Annotated in this window: 14 protein-coding genes; 12 read left to right on the top strand and 2 right to left on the bottom strand. The window is 69.6% G+C overall.

Annotation, left to right across the window (positions count from 1 at the left end):
• The first annotated feature begins 39 nt into the window (after positions 1 to 39).
• The 8 genes from ACTWPV_RS18705 (at position 40) to ACTWPV_RS18740 (ending at position 11,316) form a co-directional block, all read left to right on the top strand.
• Positions 40 to 696, top strand: a complete 657-nt coding sequence (locus tag ACTWPV_RS18705; RefSeq protein ID WP_443152732.1) for a maleylpyruvate isomerase N-terminal domain-containing protein — start codon at positions 40 to 42, stop codon at positions 694 to 696.
• A gap of 469 nt (positions 697 to 1,165) precedes the next feature.
• Positions 1,166 to 1,255 (top strand): potassium-transporting ATPase subunit F, encoded by a 90-nt coding sequence (locus ACTWPV_RS18710; protein WP_347648161.1) that lies wholly within the window; start codon positions 1,166 to 1,168, stop codon positions 1,253 to 1,255.
• On the top strand, positions 1,255 to 2,916 hold the full coding sequence (kdpA, locus tag ACTWPV_RS18715; protein WP_443152733.1) for a potassium-transporting ATPase subunit KdpA: 1,662 nt from the start codon (positions 1,255 to 1,257) through the stop codon (positions 2,914 to 2,916). The genes ACTWPV_RS18710 and kdpA overlap by 1 nt, the downstream gene beginning before the upstream one ends.
• A 2-nt stretch (positions 2,917 to 2,918) precedes the next feature.
• Entirely contained in the window at positions 2,919 to 5,039 is a 2,121-nt protein-coding gene (kdpB, locus tag ACTWPV_RS18720; RefSeq protein WP_443152734.1) for a potassium-transporting ATPase subunit KdpB, read from the top strand.
• Positions 5,040 to 5,900 (top strand): potassium-transporting ATPase subunit C, encoded by an 861-nt coding sequence (locus ACTWPV_RS18725; protein WP_443152735.1) that lies wholly within the window; start codon positions 5,040 to 5,042, stop codon positions 5,898 to 5,900. It begins immediately after the preceding gene.
• Positions 5,897 to 8,428 (top strand): DUF4118 domain-containing protein, encoded by a 2,532-nt coding sequence (locus tag ACTWPV_RS18730; RefSeq protein ID WP_443152736.1) that lies wholly within the window; start codon positions 5,897 to 5,899, stop codon positions 8,426 to 8,428. The genes ACTWPV_RS18725 and ACTWPV_RS18730 overlap by 4 nt, the downstream gene beginning before the upstream one ends.
• Positions 8,429 to 8,432: 4 nt before the next feature.
• Positions 8,433 to 9,101, top strand: coding sequence for a response regulator (locus ACTWPV_RS18735; protein WP_347648165.1), 669 nt, complete (start codon positions 8,433 to 8,435; stop codon positions 9,099 to 9,101).
• 346 nt (positions 9,102 to 9,447) lie between these two features.
• Positions 9,448 to 11,316: a M20/M25/M40 family metallo-hydrolase gene (locus tag ACTWPV_RS18740; protein WP_443152737.1), complete on the top strand. Its 1,869-nt coding sequence runs from the start codon at positions 9,448 to 9,450 to the stop codon at positions 11,314 to 11,316.
• A 133-nt stretch (positions 11,317 to 11,449) separates the two neighbouring features.
• Here ACTWPV_RS18740 and ACTWPV_RS18745 read toward each other — a convergent pair whose 3' ends face one another.
• Together ACTWPV_RS18745 and ACTWPV_RS18750 are read right to left on the bottom strand one after the other, a co-directional pair.
• Complete coding sequence (locus ACTWPV_RS18745; protein WP_443152738.1) at positions 11,450 to 12,211, bottom strand: SDR family NAD(P)-dependent oxidoreductase; 762 nt, start codon at positions 12,209 to 12,211, stop codon at positions 11,450 to 11,452.
• A gap of 238 nt (positions 12,212 to 12,449) precedes the next feature.
• Complete coding sequence (locus ACTWPV_RS18750) at positions 12,450 to 13,223, bottom strand: IclR family transcriptional regulator (protein ID WP_443152739.1); 774 nt, start codon at positions 13,221 to 13,223, stop codon at positions 12,450 to 12,452.
• Positions 13,224 to 13,339: 116 nt separating this feature from the next.
• On the opposite strand from ACTWPV_RS18750, the gene ACTWPV_RS18755 reads away from it, so the two are divergent.
• From ACTWPV_RS18755 to ACTWPV_RS18770, 4 genes are all read left to right on the top strand, one after another.
• The gene (locus ACTWPV_RS18755) at positions 13,340 to 14,230 is read left to right on the top strand and encodes an alpha/beta fold hydrolase (RefSeq protein ID WP_443152740.1); all 891 of its coding nucleotides are present in this window, start codon (positions 13,340 to 13,342) and stop codon (positions 14,228 to 14,230) included.
• 203 nt (positions 14,231 to 14,433) lie between these two features.
• Positions 14,434 to 15,732, top strand: a complete 1,299-nt coding sequence (locus ACTWPV_RS18760; protein WP_443152741.1) for an MFS transporter — start codon at positions 14,434 to 14,436, stop codon at positions 15,730 to 15,732.
• A gap of 137 nt (positions 15,733 to 15,869) precedes the next feature.
• The gene (locus ACTWPV_RS18765) at positions 15,870 to 17,189 is read left to right on the top strand and encodes a four-carbon acid sugar kinase family protein (protein ID WP_443152861.1); all 1,320 of its coding nucleotides are present in this window, start codon (positions 15,870 to 15,872) and stop codon (positions 17,187 to 17,189) included.
• A 41-nt stretch (positions 17,190 to 17,230) separates the two neighbouring features.
• Positions 17,231 to 18,151: an NAD(P)-dependent oxidoreductase gene (locus ACTWPV_RS18770; protein WP_443152742.1), complete on the top strand. Its 921-nt coding sequence runs from the start codon at positions 17,231 to 17,233 to the stop codon at positions 18,149 to 18,151.
• Positions 18,152 to 18,158: the final 7 nt, after the last annotated feature.

Genomic DNA, 18,158 nt, shown 5'->3' on the forward strand with positions numbered 1-18,158 from the left:
CGTTTGCGGGCCTTCGCGGCGCCGCACTACGGTGACGGCATGGATCTCTTCTCGCGCTCTTGGACGGCGCTGCGCACGGCGGTCGCCGGCCTGCCCGACAAGGACTTCGCCCGGCCGTCCGGCTGCGCCGGCTGGCTCGTGCGAGACCTCGCGTGTCACCTGATCATCGACGCCCAGGACGTCCTGATCACGCTCGTGACCCCTGCGGAGAAGGACCCGACCTGCGACGCGGTGACCTACTGGAAGGTCGGTTCGACGCCGCCGACCGGTGACGACCCGCTCGACGCGCTGATCGTCCGGCTGGCCGCCGCGTACGAGGAGCCGCGGCTGCTGAAGTTCCACCTCGACGACGTCGGCTCCGCCGCCGGCCGCGCAGCCGAACTCGCCGACCCGCGCCGGCGGGTCGCCACCCAGGACATGGTCCTCACCGCGGGCGACTACCTGGCCGCGTACGTCCTGGAGTGGACGCTGCACCACCTCGACCTGATCGCGCACCTGCCCGACGCGGAGGAGCCCCCCGCGGAAGGGCTCGCCCGGTCCAGGGAGATGCTGGAGAAGATCGCCGGGACCGCGTTCCCCGCGTCGTTCTCCGACAAGGACGCGCTGCTGGTCGGCACCGGGCGGCGTGCCCCGGCCGACGCGGAGAAATCCGAGCTGGGAGACCTGGCCGCGCGCCTCCCCTTCGTCATCGGCTGATCGCCCGGACGGTCGGGACAGCGGGGCGGCTCGGGCCGGATTCTGCCGCTACGCCCGAGCCCGCCCTGACCTCACACCGCCCATCGACGTCACCGTGCTCACCACCTCATGGGGCTGGGGCCCGACCGTGCGCCGCGCTGCGGGTTGACCCGGAAGCATCAGGTCAACGCTCTGACCTTGCGCAGCCGCACGGGCGCCGGTAGCGAGATCATCGCGGAATCCGCTGATCGCCCGGCGCACGCCCGGGCGTAGCAAAGGCGTCAATTATCGGGCTCTAGTCGTATAAAACCCGTCAAGAACGACAAAACGTCTGAAATTCCGGGATTTGCTTGCCTTAACGCCGCCCGCTCCGGCGGGCGAAACACCTATCACCCAACTGAGGAGTGAGGATGACAGACGTCATCTTCGTCGGCCTGACGATCGCGGTCTTCGTGATCCTCGGGCTGGTTGTGAAGGCGGCGGAGCGGCTGTGAACGCCGTCAACGCCACTGGCCTGGTCGTGATCGCCGGCCTGGTGGTCTTCGCGGTCGCGGCCCTGCTGTTCCCGGAGCGGTTCTGATGTCCCCGACTCTGGCCGGGATCTTGTTCATCGCGTCCCTGCTGCTCGCTCTCGCGCTGTGCCACCGGCCGCTGGGCGACTACATGTACCGCGTCTACACCGGCACCAAGCACTCGCGGGTCGAGCGGGTGATCTACCGGCTGATAGGCGTGCGACCCGGCAGCGAGCAACGCTGGGGCGTCTACGCGCGTAGCGTGCTGGCGTTCTCGCTGGTGTCGATCCTGTTCCTGTACGGCCTGCAGCGGCTGCAGAACCACCTTTTCCTGTCCCTGGGCATGGAGCCGGTGGAGCCGGCGCTGGCCTGGAACACCGCGGTCAGCTTCGTCACCAACACCAACTGGCAGGCCTATTCCGGCGAGTCCACGATGGGCCACGTGGTGCAGACCGCGGGCCTGGCGGTGCAGAACTTCGTCTCCGCCGCGGTCGGCATGGCGGTGGCGATCGCGCTGGTGCGCGGGTTCGCCCGCACGAAGAGCGACACGCTGGGCAACTTCTGGACGGACCTGGTCCGCGGCACGATCCGCATCCTGCTTCCGATCGCCTTCGTCGCGGCGCTGGCACTGGTGGCCGGTGGCACGATCCAGACGTTCGCCGGTCACAGCACGTGGACGACGCTGACAGGCGGGGAGCAGACGTTCACCCCGGCCGCGGCCGCCTCACAGGAGGCGATAAAGGACCTGGGCACCAACGGCGGCGGCATCTTCAACGTCAACTCGGCCCACCCGTTCGAGAACCCGACATCGTGGACCAACTGGTTGACGATCTTCCTCCTGTTGGTGATCTCGTTCTCACTGCCGCGCGCCTTCGGCCGGATGGTCGGCGACAACCGGCAGGGCTACGCCATCGTCGCGGTGATGGCGAGCATCTTTATGATCAGCGTGACGCTGACCAACTGGGCCGAAATGAGCGCGGGCGGCACAGTGCCGCAGGCCGTCGGGACGGCGATGGAGGGCCGCGAGGCGCGCTTCGGCGTGTCGAACTCGGCCATGTTCGCCTCCTCCACCACCCTGACCAGTACCGGCTCGGTCGATTCCTCCCACGACTCCTACACCGCGCTCGGCGGCGGCATGCTGATCTTCAACATGCTGCTCGGCGAGATCGCTCCCGGCGGCGTCGGCGCGGGCCTGTACGGCATGCTGATCCTCGCCGTGATCACCGTTTTCGCGGCCGGGCTGATGGTCGGCCGCACCCCTGAATACCTGGGCAAGAAGATCGGCGCCCGCGAGATCAAGCTCGCCTCGCTCTCCTTCCTCATCACCCCGGCGCTGGTGCTGGTCGGTACGGCGGTGGCGATGGCCACCGCGACAGGACGGGCAGCGATGCTGAACAGCGGCCCGCACGGCCTGTCGGAGATCCTGTACGCCTACACCTCGACGTCCAACAACAACGGCTCCGCCTTCGCCGGGGTCAGCGTGAACACCCCGTTCCACAACACCACACTCGGACTGTGCATGGCTCTCGGCCGCTTCCTGCCCATCGTGCTGGCCCTGGCGCTGGCCGGATCCCTGGCCCAGCAGGCGTCCGTTCCTGCGGGCGTGGGCACGCTGCCCACCCACCGGCCGCAGTTCGTCGGCATGGTCGTCGGCGTGACGATCATCCTGGTCGCCCTCGCCTTTCTGCCCGCGCTGGCGCTCGGGCCGCTCGCAGAAGGAATTCGCTAGCCATGTCCACGTCGACAGTGCAGGCTCCGGGCCGTACCCCCGCACCCAAGGGTGGAAAGGTGGGCGGCGGGCTGCTCGATCCCAAGCAGATGATCCGATCGCTGCCGGACGCGGTGAAGAAGCTCAACCCGGCCACCATGTGGCGCAACCCGGTGATGTTCATCGTCGAGATCGGCGCGGTCTTCACCACCGTCCTGGCGATCGGCGATCCCTCCTGGTTCGCCTGGGCGATCGTGGTGTGGCTGTGGCTGACCGTCGTCTTCGCCAACCTGGCCGAGGCGGTGGCCGAGGGGCGAGGCAAGGCGCAGGCCGCCGCGTTGCGGGCAACCAAGCGCGACACCACCGGCCGACGGCTCAAGAGCCGCACCTCGGCCGAGTGGGACGTGGTCGGCGCGCCCGAACTCAGGCAGGGCGACTTCGTGGTCGTCGAGGCGGGGGAGATCATCCCCGGCGACGGCGATGTGGTGGAGGGCATCGCGTCGGTGGACGAATCGGCCATCACCGGCGAGTCAGCGCCGGTGATCCGCGAGTCCGGCGGCGACCGTTCGGCGGTGACCGGTGGCACGAAGGTGCTGTCCGACCGGATCATCGTGCGGATCACGCAGAAACCCGGCGAGAGTTTCGTCGACCGCATGATCGCGCTGGTGGAGGGCGCGAACCGGCAGAAGACGCCGAACGAGATCGCGCTCAACATCCTGCTCGCCGCCCTGACGATCATTTTCCTGGTCGCCGCCGCCACGATGCAGCCATTGGCCATCTACTCCAAGTCCATCAACCCCGGCGTGCCGGACTCGCTCGCCCTGACCGGCGACGGGGTGAGCGGCATCGTGCTGGTGTCGCTGATCGTCTGCCTGATCCCCACCACGATCGGCGCGCTGCTCTCGGCCATCGGCATCGCCGGCATGGACCGCCTGGTGCAGCGCAACGTGCTCGCCATGTCCGGCCGCGCGGTCGAGGCGGCAGGGGATGTGTCCACGCTGCTGCTGGACAAGACCGGCACCATCACCCTGGGCAACCGGCAGGCGTCGGAGTTCGTCGTGGTGGACGGGGTGAGCGAGGCCGAACTGGCCGAGGCCGCACAGCTGTCGAGCCTGGCCGACGAGACCCCCGAGGGGCGCTCCATCGTGGTCTACGCCAAGCAGGCCTACGGGCTGCGCGAGCGCCAGCCGGGCGCGCTGGCCCACGCCGAGTGGGTGCCGTTCACGGCGCAGACCCGCATGTCCGGGGTGAACCTGGACGGCCGCGAGGTCCGCAAGGGCGCGGCCACCGCGGTCATGAAGTGGGTGCGCGACGCCGGCGGCCACCCCACGGACGAGGTCGGGCACATCGTGGACGGCATCTCCGGCTCCGGCGGCACCCCGCTGGTCGTCGCCGAGAAGGGCCGGGTGCTGGGCGTCGTGCACCTCAAGGACGTGGTGAAGGCCGGCATGCGCGAACGCTTCGACGAGATGCGCCGCGTGGGCATCCGCACCGTCATGATCACCGGCGACAACCCGCTGACCGCCAAGGCCATCGCCGACGAGGCCGGGGTGGACGACTTCCTGGCCGAGGCCACCCCCGAGGACAAGCTGGCGCTGATCAGACGGGAGCAGGAGGGGGGCCGCCTGGTCGCCATGACCGGTGACGGCACCAACGACGCCCCCGCCCTGGCTCAGTCCGACGTCGGCGTGGCCATGAACACCGGCACGTCCGCCGCCAAGGAGGCCGGGAACATGGTCGACCTGGACTCCAACCCGACCAAGCTCATCGAAATCGTCGAGATCGGTAAACAACTGCTCATCACGCGGGGCGCGCTGACGACGTTCTCGATCGCCAACGACATCGCCAAGTACTTCGCCATCATCCCGGCGATGTTCGCGGCGGTCTACCCGGGCCTGGACGCGCTCAACATCATGCGCCTGGCCAGCCCCCAGTCGGCGATTCTGTCGGCGGTCATCTTCAACGCCCTCGTGATCATCGCATTGATCCCGCTGGCGCTGCGCGGGGTCCGCTACCGGCCCACCAGCGCCTCCAAACTGCTGTCGCGCAACCTGTACGTCTACGGCCTGGGTGGCATCGTGGTGCCGTTCATGGGCATCAAACTCATCGATCTTCTGATTCAGTTTCTTCCGGGGATGTCATAAATGGACCGCATGCCCAGCTGGGTCCGCCGGCACCTCGCCGCGCTGCGCGCGCTGCTCGTGCTCACGGCGGTCACCGGCCTCATCTACCCGCTGGCCGCCACCGGCGTGGCCCAGGCGCTGTTCAACGGGAACGCCAACGGCTCGATCATCGACAAGGACGGCAAGATCATCGGCAGCGCGCTCATCGGCCAGTCCTTCACCGACGCCGACGGCGACCCCATCCGCAGGTACTTCCAGTCCCGCCCGTCGGCGGCCGGGGACGGCTACGATCCCACCTCGACCAGCGCCAGCAATCTGGGCCCTGAGGATGTCGTGGACGTCCTGCCGGTGCCCGGCGCCAAGGACGAGGAGGGCGAACCGGACGAGGGTAAGCGGTCGCTGCTCACCCAGGTGTGCGCTCGGTCCAAGGCGGTCGGCGAGTTGGAGGGCGTCAGCGGCGCCCGGCCGTACTGCACCGCGGACGGGGTGGGCGCGGTGCTCAAGGTGTTCTCCGACCGTGCCGTGAGCGTCAACCAGGCCTGTCCGGCCACCCCGTTCGTGACCGCGTACCAGGGCGTGAAGGTGGAGTGCGCCAGGCCGGGCGAGGACTACGCGGCCGGGAAGACCGTGCCGGTCAGAGGGAACGCGGGAATCCCGGCCGTGCCCTCCGACGCGGTCACGGCGAGCGCCTCCGGCCTCGACCCGCACATCTCACCCGCTTATGCCGAGTTGCAGGCGCCGCGCGTGGCGAAGGAACGCGGTCTCCACCAGGCCAGGGTCGAGCAGCTCATCGAGCAGCACACCGTCGGTCGGGCGCTCGGCTTCATGGGCGAGCCGGCGGTGAACGTGCTGGAACTCAACCTCGCGCTCGACCGCTCATGAAAAGGGGTCGCCTGCGGGTCTACCTGGGGGCGGCCCCCGGGGTGGGCAAGACGTACGCGATGCTCGGCGAGGGCCGCCGGGCCTGTGAGCGCGGCCGGGACGTGGTCGTGGGGTTCGTCGAAACCCACGGCCGCTCCCGCACCGCCGCCCTGCTGGAGGGCCTGGAGGTGATCCCCCGCAAGACGCTGGTCTACCGAGGGGCCACCTTCGCCGAGTTGGACGTGGACGCCGTCATCGCCCGCGCGCCGAAGGCGGCGCTGATCGACGAGCTGGCCCACACGAACGTGCCCGGCTCGAAGAACGTCAAGCGCTGGCAGGACATCGACGACATCCTCGACGCCGGTATCGACGTCATCTCCACGGTGAACATCCAGCACCTGGAGTCGGTCAACGACGTCGTGCGGGAGATCACCGGCATCCCGCAGCGCGAGACCGTGCCTGACGAGGTGGTGCGGCGAGCCGACCAGATCGAGCTGGTCGACATGTCCCCTGAGGCGCTGCGCCGCCGCCTGGCGCACGGCAACGTCTACGCCCCTGAGAAGGTGGACGCCGCGCTGTCCAATTACTTCAGGGTGGGCAACCTGACCGCGCTGCGGGAACTCGCCCTGCTCTGGGTCGCCGGCAAGGTCGACGAGCAGCTCGACCGTTACCGCGCCGACCACGGCATCGACAGCACGTGGGAGGCGCGCGAGCGCGTGGTGGTGGCGCTTACCGGCGGCCCGGAAGGCGACACGCTGGTACGCCGGGCCGCCCGCGTCGCCGCCCGCACGAAGGGGGCCGACCTGCTGGCCGTCCACGTCACCAGCGCCGACGGGCTGGACGGCGGCGACCCTGCCAACCTGGCCCGCCAGCGCGCCCTGGTCGAGAGCATGGGCGGCACCTACCACCAGGTCGTCGGCGACGACATCCCGCGCGCCCTGCTCGACTTCGCCGGCGGCGTCAATGCCACCCAGCTCGTGCTGGGAGCGTCGAGAAGGGGGCGCTTCGCCCAGATGTTCTCCCGTGGCGTCGGGGTCGAGACCACGGCCCTGTCCGGCTCCATCGATGTCCACCTGGTCACCCACGAGGAGGCCAAGAAGGGCCGCCGCCACCCCGAGCGCTCCCGGGCCGCGCTCACCAGGAAGCGCAGGCTGGCCGGCTGGGTGGTCGCGGTGGCGGGCCTGCCGCTGCTGACCGCCGCGCTCGCCCCGCTTCGCGGTGTGCTCTCGCTGCCCACCGAGATCCTGCTGTTCCTGAGCCTGGTCATCGGGATCGCGCTGATCGGTGGAACCTGGCCGGCGATCACCGCGGCGGTCGGCGGCTTCCTCCTGCTCAACCGGTTCTTCACCCCTCCCCTGTACACCTGGACCATTGAGGACCCTGAGAACCTTCTCGCCCTGGTGGTGTTCGTCCTGATGGCGACCGCGGTCAGCGCGATCGTGGACCTGGCCGCCCGGCGTTCCCGGGAGATGGCCCGTGCCCGCGCCGACGCCGCGACGCTGTCCACCCTCGCCGGGCACGTGCTGCGCGGCGAGGCGGCGCTGTCCTCCTTGCTCGGGCGACTGCGCGAGACATTCGCCCTGGACTCGGTCACCCTGCTCGAACGCGTTGGCGAGCCCACGCTGGACGATCAATTCGAAGGCGACGCCTGGCGCATCATCGCCACCTCCGGCTCCGCGCCCTGCACCACCCCTGCCGCGGCCGATACCGACGTGACCATCAGTGACCGACTGGTGCTCGCCGCGCGGGGACGGTTGCTGGATGCCAGCGATCGGCGGGTGCTGGAGGCGTTCGCCGCCGAGGCGGCCGTCGCGCTGCGCCAGGAACGTCTGCAGCGGGAGGCGGAACAGGCCAAGCCGCTGGCCGAGGCCGACCGGATGCGCACCGCGCTGCTGGCGGCCGTCAGCCATGACCTGCGCACCCCGCTGTCGGCGGCCAAAGCCGCCGTCGAGAGCCTGCGCAGCCACGACGTCGACTGGTCTGCGGAGGATCGCGAGGAGCTGCTGGCCACCGCCGACGAGTCCCTGGCCAGGCTGGACCGGCTGGTGGAGAACCTGCTCGACATGAGCCGCCTGCAGGCCGGCGCGCTCGGGATCTCCCTCCAGCCGCTCGCCCCGGAAGAGGTCGTCCCCCACGCCATCGACGACCTCGGGCCGCTGCGCGACCGGGTCGAGGGCGACATCCCCGCCGACCTGCCCGAGATCCTCGCCGACCCGGCCCTGCTCGAACGAGTGCTGGTCAACCTGATGAGCAACGCCGTCCGCTACAGCCCGCCCGCGCAGCAGGTCCTGGTCACCGCCAGCTGGCACGACGACCAGGTGGAGATCCGCGTCATCGACCGCGGCCCCGGCATCCCGCCCGAGGCGTACGAGCGGGTCTTCCTGCCGTTTCAGCGGCTCGGCGACCGCGACAACGGCACCGGCGTCGGCCTCGGCCTCGCGCTGTCACGTGGGCTCACCGAGGCCATGGGCGGTGCCCTCGTTCCCGAAGAGACGCCAGGAGGCGGTCTCACGATGATCATCAGAATGCCGATCAACTCCGGGCGGTGACTCCATGACCAAGATCCTCGTCGTCGACGACGAGCCGCAGATCCTGCGCGCACTGCGCATCAACCTGGCCGCCCGCCACTATGAGGTGGCGGTCGCCGCCGACGGCGGCTCCGGCCTGCGTGAAGCCGCCGAATGGCATCCCGATCTGGTCGTACTCGACCTCGGGTTGCCCGACATGGACGGCATCGACGTCATCCACGGCCTGCGCGGCTGGACCAAGATCCCTATCGTCGTCCTGTCGGGCCGGGCCGGCAGCGCCGACAAGATCGAAGCCCTGGACGCGGGAGCCGACGACTACGTCACCAAGCCGTTCGGCATCGACGAATTCCTCGCCCGCATCCGCGCCGTCACCCGCCGAGCTGCCGTCCACGAGGCCGAGCTGGCCAGCATCGAAATAGGCGACCACACCGTGGACCTGACCCGCAAGACCGTCTCGCCAGGCATACGGCTCACCCCCACGGAATGGCACATCCTGGAAATCCTGCTCCGCAACCCCGGAAAGCTCATCCCCCAGCGCTACCTGCTGGCCGAAGTATGGGGCAGCAAACACGTCAAGGAAACCCACTACCTGCGCCAGTACATGGCCCAGCTTCGCAAGAAGCTCGAACGCGACCCCGCCCACCCGGTTCACCTGATCACCGAACCCGGCATGGGCTACCGCTTCACCCCATGACCGAAACGGGACACACCCGCTGGCCAAGGTGGCCTGCCCGCGAGATCTCGATGGGGTCGTTGCCGGCGATCACTCCGTGCCGGCCGGAATGCAGTCACTCGCTGAAGCCTTCGCAGGCCTCCAAGACGCTCGTCCCTCGTGATAAGGGAGCGACCGTTCCGGCATAAGCAATCCTTCTGCTGAAATGCGGAAACATCCCCATTTTGCCGCTTATGCTCGCGTAGTAATCATGCGTTCCTGTGGACGACGAGTTCCCCGCCGGCGACCCAACCCGTCCACCACCGGAACGGTGCTGCTTGCCGGCGGAGGCGACCCCTCCGCGGCATCAGGCGAAGAGGAGCCGAAGATGTCCGTGCCAGGACACGTCGCCGGCACCCGCAGGGCGGCCCTGTACGTCATCAAGATCGGAAGTGCCGGTCTGGACCACGAGAAGCTCTTCGACGAGGTCGCCGGCCTGCGCGCCCGCGGCGCCAGGCTGCTGCTCGTCGCGGGCGGCACGGCCGGGATCGCCCGGCACTACGCCGACATCGGCCGGCTCGTCCGGACCATGCGCACGGGCGGAGGGGAGGTGCGCTACTGCCCGCCCGCGGAGATCCCGCACATCGTCGCCGCCTACGAGCAGGTGACCCTGCCCCGCGTGCGGCGCGCGCTCTCCGAGCGCGGCCTGCGCGTGTTCGCCGCGGTCGCGCAGACCGGCGCCCTGGTGTCCGCCCTGGCCAACCCGCCGGTACGGGCGGAGATCGACGGCCGGACGTGCGTGGTGCGCGACCATCGCGCCGGCACGGTGTGCGCGGTGGACGTCGACGGCGTCAACCGGCTGCTCGAGGTGTTCGACGTCGTGTGCCTGGCTCCGCCGGTCTCCGACGCCACGGGCGGCACGCCGCTCAGCGTGGACGCCGACGTGCTCGCCGCAGAGCTGGCCAACGCCCTGGACGCCGACCACCTGCGCCTGGTCACCGGCACGGCCGGCCTGCTCGCCGACCCGGCGGACCCGGCCGGCCGGATCCAGCACGCGACCCGCGGCGAAGGCCAGGCGTACGCGCGGGGCCGCATGCGCCAGAAGGTGCGGGCCGCCGAGATCGCGCTGTCCGGCACCGCGGACGTCGCGATCACCGGGCCGCACATCCTGTCGCCCGCGTCCGGCACCCGCTTCTGGCGCGCTCCCGCGCCGGCCGCCGACCTGTCGCTGCTCGCCAGGACCGTGGAGATCTCCTCGGTCTCGTACGACGAGCGGGAGCTCGCGGAGTTCCTCGTGGACTGGTGCACGGAGCACGGCGTCCACGCCGAGATCGACGAGGCCGGCAACCTGGTCGCGACCCGCGGCTCAGGACCCGAGCGGATGCTCATGCTCGGCCATCTCGACACGGTCGCCCACCGCTGGCCGGTGCACTGGAACGGCCAGGTCCTCTCGGGCCGCGGCTGCGTGGACGCCAAGGGCAGCCTGGTGGCGTTCCTGGAGACGCTGGCAGGGATGGACGTGCCCGGCCACGCGCAGGTCCGTGTCGTCGGCGCGGTCGAGAGGGCGAACACCGCGCGCGGCACGTCCTTCGTCCGCGACCGCTATCCGGCCGGCGCCGTCATCATCGGCGAGCCGAGCGGCGCGGAAACGCTGACCGTCGGCAACCACGGCCAGCTCAAGGTCCGCCTGAGCGTCACCGAACCCCTCGGCCACACCGCGGGCACCGGCGTCGTCACCACCGGCGAGCGCATGGTGCACCTGCTGGGCCGGCTCCGCGACGCCATCGCGGACGCCTCTCCGAAGGCCCTGATGGCGGTCCTCGCCATCCACGCGGTCAACGCCGGACATCTGCAGCAGGGCGAGGCCGTCTTCGACGTACGCGTGCCGCGGGACACGCCGGTCGAGAACCTGGTCGCGCTGGTACGGCTGGTCGCCGACCCGGCAGGCGTGGAGGTGCTCGCCGCCACGCCGGGCGTGCTCACGCCCAGGACGAACGCGCTGGTGAGCGCGTTCTCGCGTGCCTTTCGCGAAACGGGGGCGACGCCGCGGTTCCTGGCCAGGCGAGGCGGCAGCGCCATGAACACCCTCGCCGCGACCTGGCAGGACGTCCCCATGGTCGCCTACGGTCCCGGCGACGCCGCGCTCGACCACACCCGTGGCGAGCGGCTGGACGCGGCGGAGTTCAGAAGGGCCAGGGCGGTGCTGGCGAAGGCGGTCACGAGCTGGGTCACCGAACGAGAGATGACGACACCGTGACGATCACCACGGTCTTCACCCGCCGTCCCATCTGGCACAGCCTGGTGGGGGTTTGTACGGTGTCGTGATCTCGGGACGGGTGGAGACGGCCGTACTGGCTCAGGCTCTCGGATGGGATGGGGTCGCTGCGCTGCTAATGAACGGCGAAGCCGCCGTCGACGAAGAGCATCTGACCCGTGACGAAGGCGGAGGCGTCACCGGCCAGAAAGACCGCCGCTCCGGCGAAGTCCTGAGGAACGCTATTGCGTCCTGCCATGTGGCGGGCCGCGAGTTCCTCGGTACGGCCGGGTACGGACCGTGCGGGCTCGGTCAACGGGGTCAGCACGAACCCTGGAATGATGGTGTTCACGCACACCCCACGAGCCGACCACGCCTCCGCCTGCGAGCGGGTCAACCCGGCGACGGCGGCCTTGGCCGCTCCGTACACGCCGCTGTTGCCGAAAGCGCGGACGCTCTGCTGCGAGCCGATATTGATGATGCGGCCCCAGCCGCGCGAGGCCATTTTCGGGCCGAAGTACTGTCCCAGGAGATAGGGGGCGGACAGGTGAACAGCGACGCTCTGCTCGTAGTCGTCGTAGGTGAGGTCGGCCATGGGCTTGCGGATGTTGTTGCCGGCGGCGTTGACCAGGACGTCGATGTCGCCCGCAGTGGAACAGAGCCGCTCGACACCGTCATGCTTTCCCAGATCAGCGCTGATCCACGAAACGGCGACGCCGTGCCCGCGCAGCCGTTCCGCTGCCTTGTCCAGCTCCCCTTCCCGGCGGGCCACCAGGACGATCTCCGCTCCTGCCCGTCCGATCGCCTCGGCCATGGCATATCCGATGCCTGAGCTTCCGCCGGTCACCAGAGCACGACGGTGGTGAAGGGAGAACAGCTCCCGCAGATAGTCCAGCACGAACGGTCAAGCTAGCACCGGCTCCGCCGTCGCCGGCAGCGTTGACTCACTGATCGAGTCACCGATACGCCAAACGCGGAACCGAGCATGAGCGTGCGCATGACGGGGGCCGCCGACGGGCCGGTCACCAGGACCGGCACGTATCGCGTCCGCTGTGCCGCACGCCGGTCAACCTCGAGCGAAAAGCGGCCCCAACGTGCCGCCGCCTGATCCGAGCGTCTGTCACGTAAGGACCGAGTCAGCGATCGAGGTGGGGCTGTACGCGGGCGATCTCCCGCGAGATGGCCGCCGCCGTGGCGTGCAACGCGGGGACGACGGTCGGCACCGACAGGCGGTCGGACGGCGCGGAGACCGTGACGGCGGCCGCCGTGCCGGAGCGGGCGAGAACCGGCACGGCCACCGAGGCGGTGCCGGTTTGGAACTCCTCGCGGTCGACCGCGTACTTGCGCCGGCGGACCTCGCTCAACTCGCGATCCAAGGCGGCGCGGTCGGTGATCGAACGGGGAGTACGGCGGGCGAAGCCGCTCTCCCGCAGCACGCGTTCCCGGAAATCGGGCTTGCAGTAGGCGAGCAACACCTTGCCCGAGGCGGTGCAGGTCAAGGGCATCCGCCCGCCGACCCGAGTGTTCAGCTTCGTGCTGGCGCTGCCTGAGATCTTCTGGATGTAGACCACGCCGAGCCCGTCGAGGATGGCCAGCTGCACGGTTTCGTGGGTGATCTCATACAGGTGCGCCAGGTAGGGCGTCGCCACGTCGCTCAATCCCAGACCCTGCTGCTCGGCCAGGTTGCCCAGATCGAACAGCCCCAGGCCCAGCCGCACCCCCTGCTCAACAGGCTGCAGCAGCCCTTCGGCGACGAGCTGGGCGATGAATCTGTTGGCCGTGGCCTTGGGCAGCCCGGTCAGCCGGGCTATCTCCGCGCGGCTCAAGGGCGTCGCCGAGCCGCCGACCGCGCGCAGCACGGCCAGGGCCCGGCCGAGCACGGAGTCGCGCGACCCATCTGTCTGACTCACTCAGTGAGTCTCACCCTTCGATGTCAGCAGGTCAACTCCTAGCATCCGGTCACCAAGCAGCGGCTCTTCGAAAGAGATCTCTTATGACCTCATCTTTCTCTGTCACCACCCGGACGGTGCATCAGGTGGTCCTCGACCACATCACCCTCGGGTACGAGACCGACGGCCGACACGACGGCCGGCCCGTGTTCCTGTTGCACGGTTTCCCTGACACCACAGCGACGTGGGACAGCGTGGTGGCGGATCTGCTCGCGCAGGATCCGGATCTCCTCATCGTACGGCCCTACATTCGCGGCCACGGCCCCACCGTCCTGAACGAGGGGCACCCGGTCTCGGCGGAGACCTCCGCCCTGGCCGAGGACGTGGTGAGACTGGCTGACCATCTCGGCGTCGCGGGTTTCCACCTTGTGGGCAGCGACTGGGGGTGCCGCGCGGCCTACGCGCTGGCCGGGCTGTGGCCCGAGCGGGTGTTGTCGATGGTCACCCTGGGGACCGGCTACAACGAAGCGACGCCGATCACTGATCTGTCGATGTCCCAGGTGTCGTCGTTCTGGTACCAGTGGCTGTTCAACACACCGCACGGTGAGAAGCTGCTGCGCGAGCGTACACGGGAGTTCTGCCTGCACTTGTGGCGCGTGTGGTCCCCTTCCTGGGAGTTCGACGAGGCGGAGTTCGCCGCCGCGGCCCCGGCCTTCGACAATCCCCAGTTCGTCGACACGGTCCTGCACTACTACCGCTACCGCTGGGACGGCGCACCGGGGGTCCCCGCCTACGCGGAGCCGCAGCGCCAGGTGGAGTCCATGCCGGACATCGTCGTACCCACCACGCACATTCAGGGATTGGAGGACCACTGCACCCGCCCGGAAACCGCCACGCGGTTCGAGAGCCGGGTGAGCGCCTCGTACACCCGCGTGGACCTGCCTGGCATCGGCCACTTCCCGCAGCGTGAGGTCCCCGGCAAGGTCGCCGCGGTCATCCGTGACGCCATCCGGCGGGCACAGGCATAGCCCACGGCGAAACGAGCGGCCAAGGCACCCGCGGCACGGGGGACAGCGGAACCTCGCCTGAGGCGCCGAGCCTGGCGCTCCCATGTCAGGCCGCGTTCTCGCGACAAGACCAAGCTCCCAAGTGAAATAGGTACACCATGGCATCGCCATCTCATACTTCCGTCCCAGCCTCTGCCGCGCTGCGCCGCGTCGTCTACGCGGCCATGGCGGGAACAGTGGCCGAATGGTACGAGTTTTTCCTCTACGCCACCGCCACCACACTCGTCTTCGGCCAGTTGTTCTTCCCGCAGACCGGCAACCCGCTCGACGGAGTCATCAGCGCCTTGCTGGTCTACGCCGTCGGGTTCCTTGCTCGTCCCCTGGGTGGCCTGATCTTCGGGTACTACGGTGACCGGCTCGGCCGTAAGAAGCTGCTGCAGGTCAGCATCTTCCTGGTCGGGGTGGCCACTTTTCTCATGGGGTGCATCCCCAGCTTCGCATCTTGGGGGTACGGAGCGCCGCTCAGCCTGGTGGCCCTGCGCTTCCTTCAAGGCTTCGCCCTGGGAGGCGAATGGGGCGGCGCGGTGCTGCTGGTCGCCGAGCACAGCCCCGACGACCGGCGCGGCTTCTGGGCGAGCTGGCCGCAAGCGGCCGTACCGCTCGGCAACATGCTGGCGACCCTCGTCCTGACCATGATGAGCCTGAGCCTGTCCAACGACGCGTTTCTGAGCTGGGGATGGCGGGTCGCGTTCTGGCTCTCGGCGTTGATCGTCATCATCGGCTACTACATCCGCCGCCGCGTCGACGAGGCTCCTATCTTCCTCGAGGCCGTGAGCAGCCCAGAACATCGACGGCCCCGGGCCGGCGTCATCGTCCTGGTGCGCCATCACCCGCGTAAGGTGCTCACCGCCATGGGCATCAAGCTCGTGGAGAACATCCTGTACTACCTGGTCGTCACGTTCTCCATCACCTACCTCAAGATCGTCGTCGCCATCGACACCTCGCACGTCCTGCTGCTCATGCTCCTCGCCCACGCACTACATCTCTGCCTCATCCCGCTCGTGGGCCTCGCCTCGGATCGGATCGGCCGCCGACCGCTCTACCTGAGCGGGGCGGCGCTGGCCGTGGTGTGGGGATTCGGCGCCTGGCCCCTCATGGCCACCGGCGACAACGCCGCGATCCTGCTGGCCATCGGTCTGGGCCTGGCCGTGCACGCCCTGGTGTACGCGCCTATGCCGGCCATGATGGCCGAGCTGTTTCCCACCCGCCTGCGCTACACCGGGCTGTCCATCGGCTACCAGGTCACCTCGGTCTTGGCCGGGTCGGTCGCCCCCTTGGTCGCCACCACGCTGCTGAACACGTACGACTCCACGCTGCCCATCGGCCTCTATGTGTTCGTCGCAGCGGCCCTGTCGTTCGCCGCCGTCATGTTCACGGCCGAGACCAAAGGGCTGTCCTTGCGCACGCTCGACGAGCACGTCCGCCCGATCCCGACCGACCTCACCACAGGAGAGCGTCGATGACCGTCCCGCCCGTGCCCGCGTCCGCCGAACCGGCCGGGACACTTCCGTCCGCCCTGCTCCTGTCCGGCTTCCCGCCGCCGCGCCGAACCGACAGCCGGGAGCTCGCCAGGGCGGTGTCGGCGGGGGCCCGGTTGGCGGTGCTCGACGACGACCCCACCGGCACCCAAGCAGTCGCCGACGTGCCGGTGGTGACCACCTGCGACCTAGATGACGTGCGGTGGGCGCTCAGGCAGCCGAGTCAGGCGGTGTTCATCCAGACGAACACGCGCAGCCTCGGCGAGGGCCACGCCGCCGAACGCAACCGCCGCATCGTCGACGTCCTCGCCCAGGCATGCGCGGCCGAGCGCGTCGACGTCGTACTGGCCAGCCGCGGCGATTCGACCCTTCGGGGACATTATCCGCTGGAGACCGATGTCCTCAGCGAGGCCCTGAACCGGCACGGTCGGCCGGTCCGCGGCGTCGTCCTCGTCCCCGCCTACCTCGATGCCGGCCGCGTCACGGTGCACTCAGTGCACTACCTGCGCACCGGCCAAGGCCTGCTCCCGGTGGGTCGCAGCCAGTTCGCTGAAGATGCCACCTTCGGCTACCACAGCTCCGATCTGCGCGACTGGGTGGAGGAGAAGACCCGCGGCCGCATCAAGGCCGCGGACGTGGTGACCGTCACGCTGACCGACATCCGCGTCGGCGGCCCGGAGCGGGTGACCACGCTGCTGCGTCAGGTGCGGCCGCACCGGCCGGCGGTCGTCGACGCGGCCGAAGAGGATGACCTGCGGACCTTCACCCTCGGCCTGCTGGCCGCCGAGCGCGAAGGGCTGCGCTTGATCTACCGCGTCGGCCCGTCGTTCGTGCGGACCAGAGCGGGGCAGGCCGCCAGGCCACCGTTGGCCTCGGGACAGCCGCGCGCCATCGGCACGTCCCGTGGCGCGCGCGGCCTCATCGCCGTCGGCTCGCACGTCCAGCTCACCACCGCCCAGTTGTCGCGGCTGCGCCTGCTCGACGATCTGGTCGAGGTGGAGTTGCGGACGGCCGCGATCCTCGACCCCAGCACGCGCGACCAGCACATCGCCGACGTCGCCGCCACCGCCGGGGCGGCCCTGCGCGACGCCGACGTGGTCATCAGCACCACCCGCACCCTGGCCGCCGGGGACGACCCGGACAGCAGCCTCGCCATCGCCCGACGGATATCGGCGGCGCTGACGGAGACCGTCGCCGCGACCGTGCGGCTGCGTCGTCCCGGCTTCGTCGTCGCCAAGGGCGGCATCACCTCCAGCGACATCGCGACCCATGCGCTCGGCATCAGCAGGGCGATCGCGCGCGGCACCCTGTTGCCCGGAATCGTCTCGCTATGGGAACCAGTGTCCGGCCCGTTTGCCGGTGTTCCCTACATCGTCTTCGCGGGCAATGTCGGCGACGAGACCTCTCTCGCCGACGTCGTCACGCTTATGCGCAGCGCATGACCTCCGACCTCCACTTTTATGCACCCACGGGCAGGATCACCATGTCTTACCACGAGATATCCCACCGCTCACCACGCATCGCAGTGCTCGGCCTCGGCGCGATGGGCATGCCGATGGCCACGCGACTGCACCAGGCCTTTCCCGTGACGGTGTTCGACGTCGACGACACACGCAAAGCCTGCCTGGTCGCCGAAGGCGCCACCGACGCGCCAAGTCCCGCCGAAGCCGCCGCCGGCGCGGACGTGGTGCTGCTCGCCGTCCGCGACCAGCGCCACGTCGAGCAGGCGCTGTTCGGCGACGGCGGCGCGGCCACGGGCCTGCGGCCCGGCTCGCTCGTCATCCTGACAAGCACCGTCGGCCCACAGACGGCACGAGACGTCGCCGGCCGGCTGGCCCGGGATGACATCGCACTGGTGGACGCCCCCATCAGCGGCGGGCCCGCCCGGGCGGGAACCGGCGACCTCCTCATCGTGGTCGGGGCTTCGGAGGAGGCCTTCCTCCACGCCCGGCCGGTCCTCGACCAGCTCGCCTCCACCCTCATCCGCATCGGGACCGCGCCGGGCGACGGCCAGGCGCTCAAGGCGATCAACCAACTCCTCGCAGGCGTCCACATCGCGGCCGCCGCTGAGGCCGTCGCCCTGGCCCGAGGGCTCGGGCTGGATCTGGAGGCAGTCCTCCAGGCCACCACATCGGGAGCGGCGGCCTCGTTCATGCTGGCCGACCGAGGCCCACGCATGATCGATTACGGTGAAGACGACGCCCCGGTGCGCTCGCGCCTCGACATCTTCGTCAAGGATCTGGCCATCGTCGCCGACCTTGCCGCCGCGACGCGCGTTCCGATCCCGGTGGCCGCCGCCGCACAGCAGCTCTTCCTCCTCGGCGAGCGCAGCGGTCTCGGCGCGGCCGACGACTCGAGCCTGACCTCGATCCTCTTCCGGCGAGCCTCTCCCCCGCGACCGTGATCGAATG

It is taken from the genome of Nonomuraea sp. KM88, assembly GCF_052245635.1.
Lineage (GTDB): Bacteria > Actinomycetota > Actinomycetes > Streptosporangiales > Streptosporangiaceae > Nonomuraea.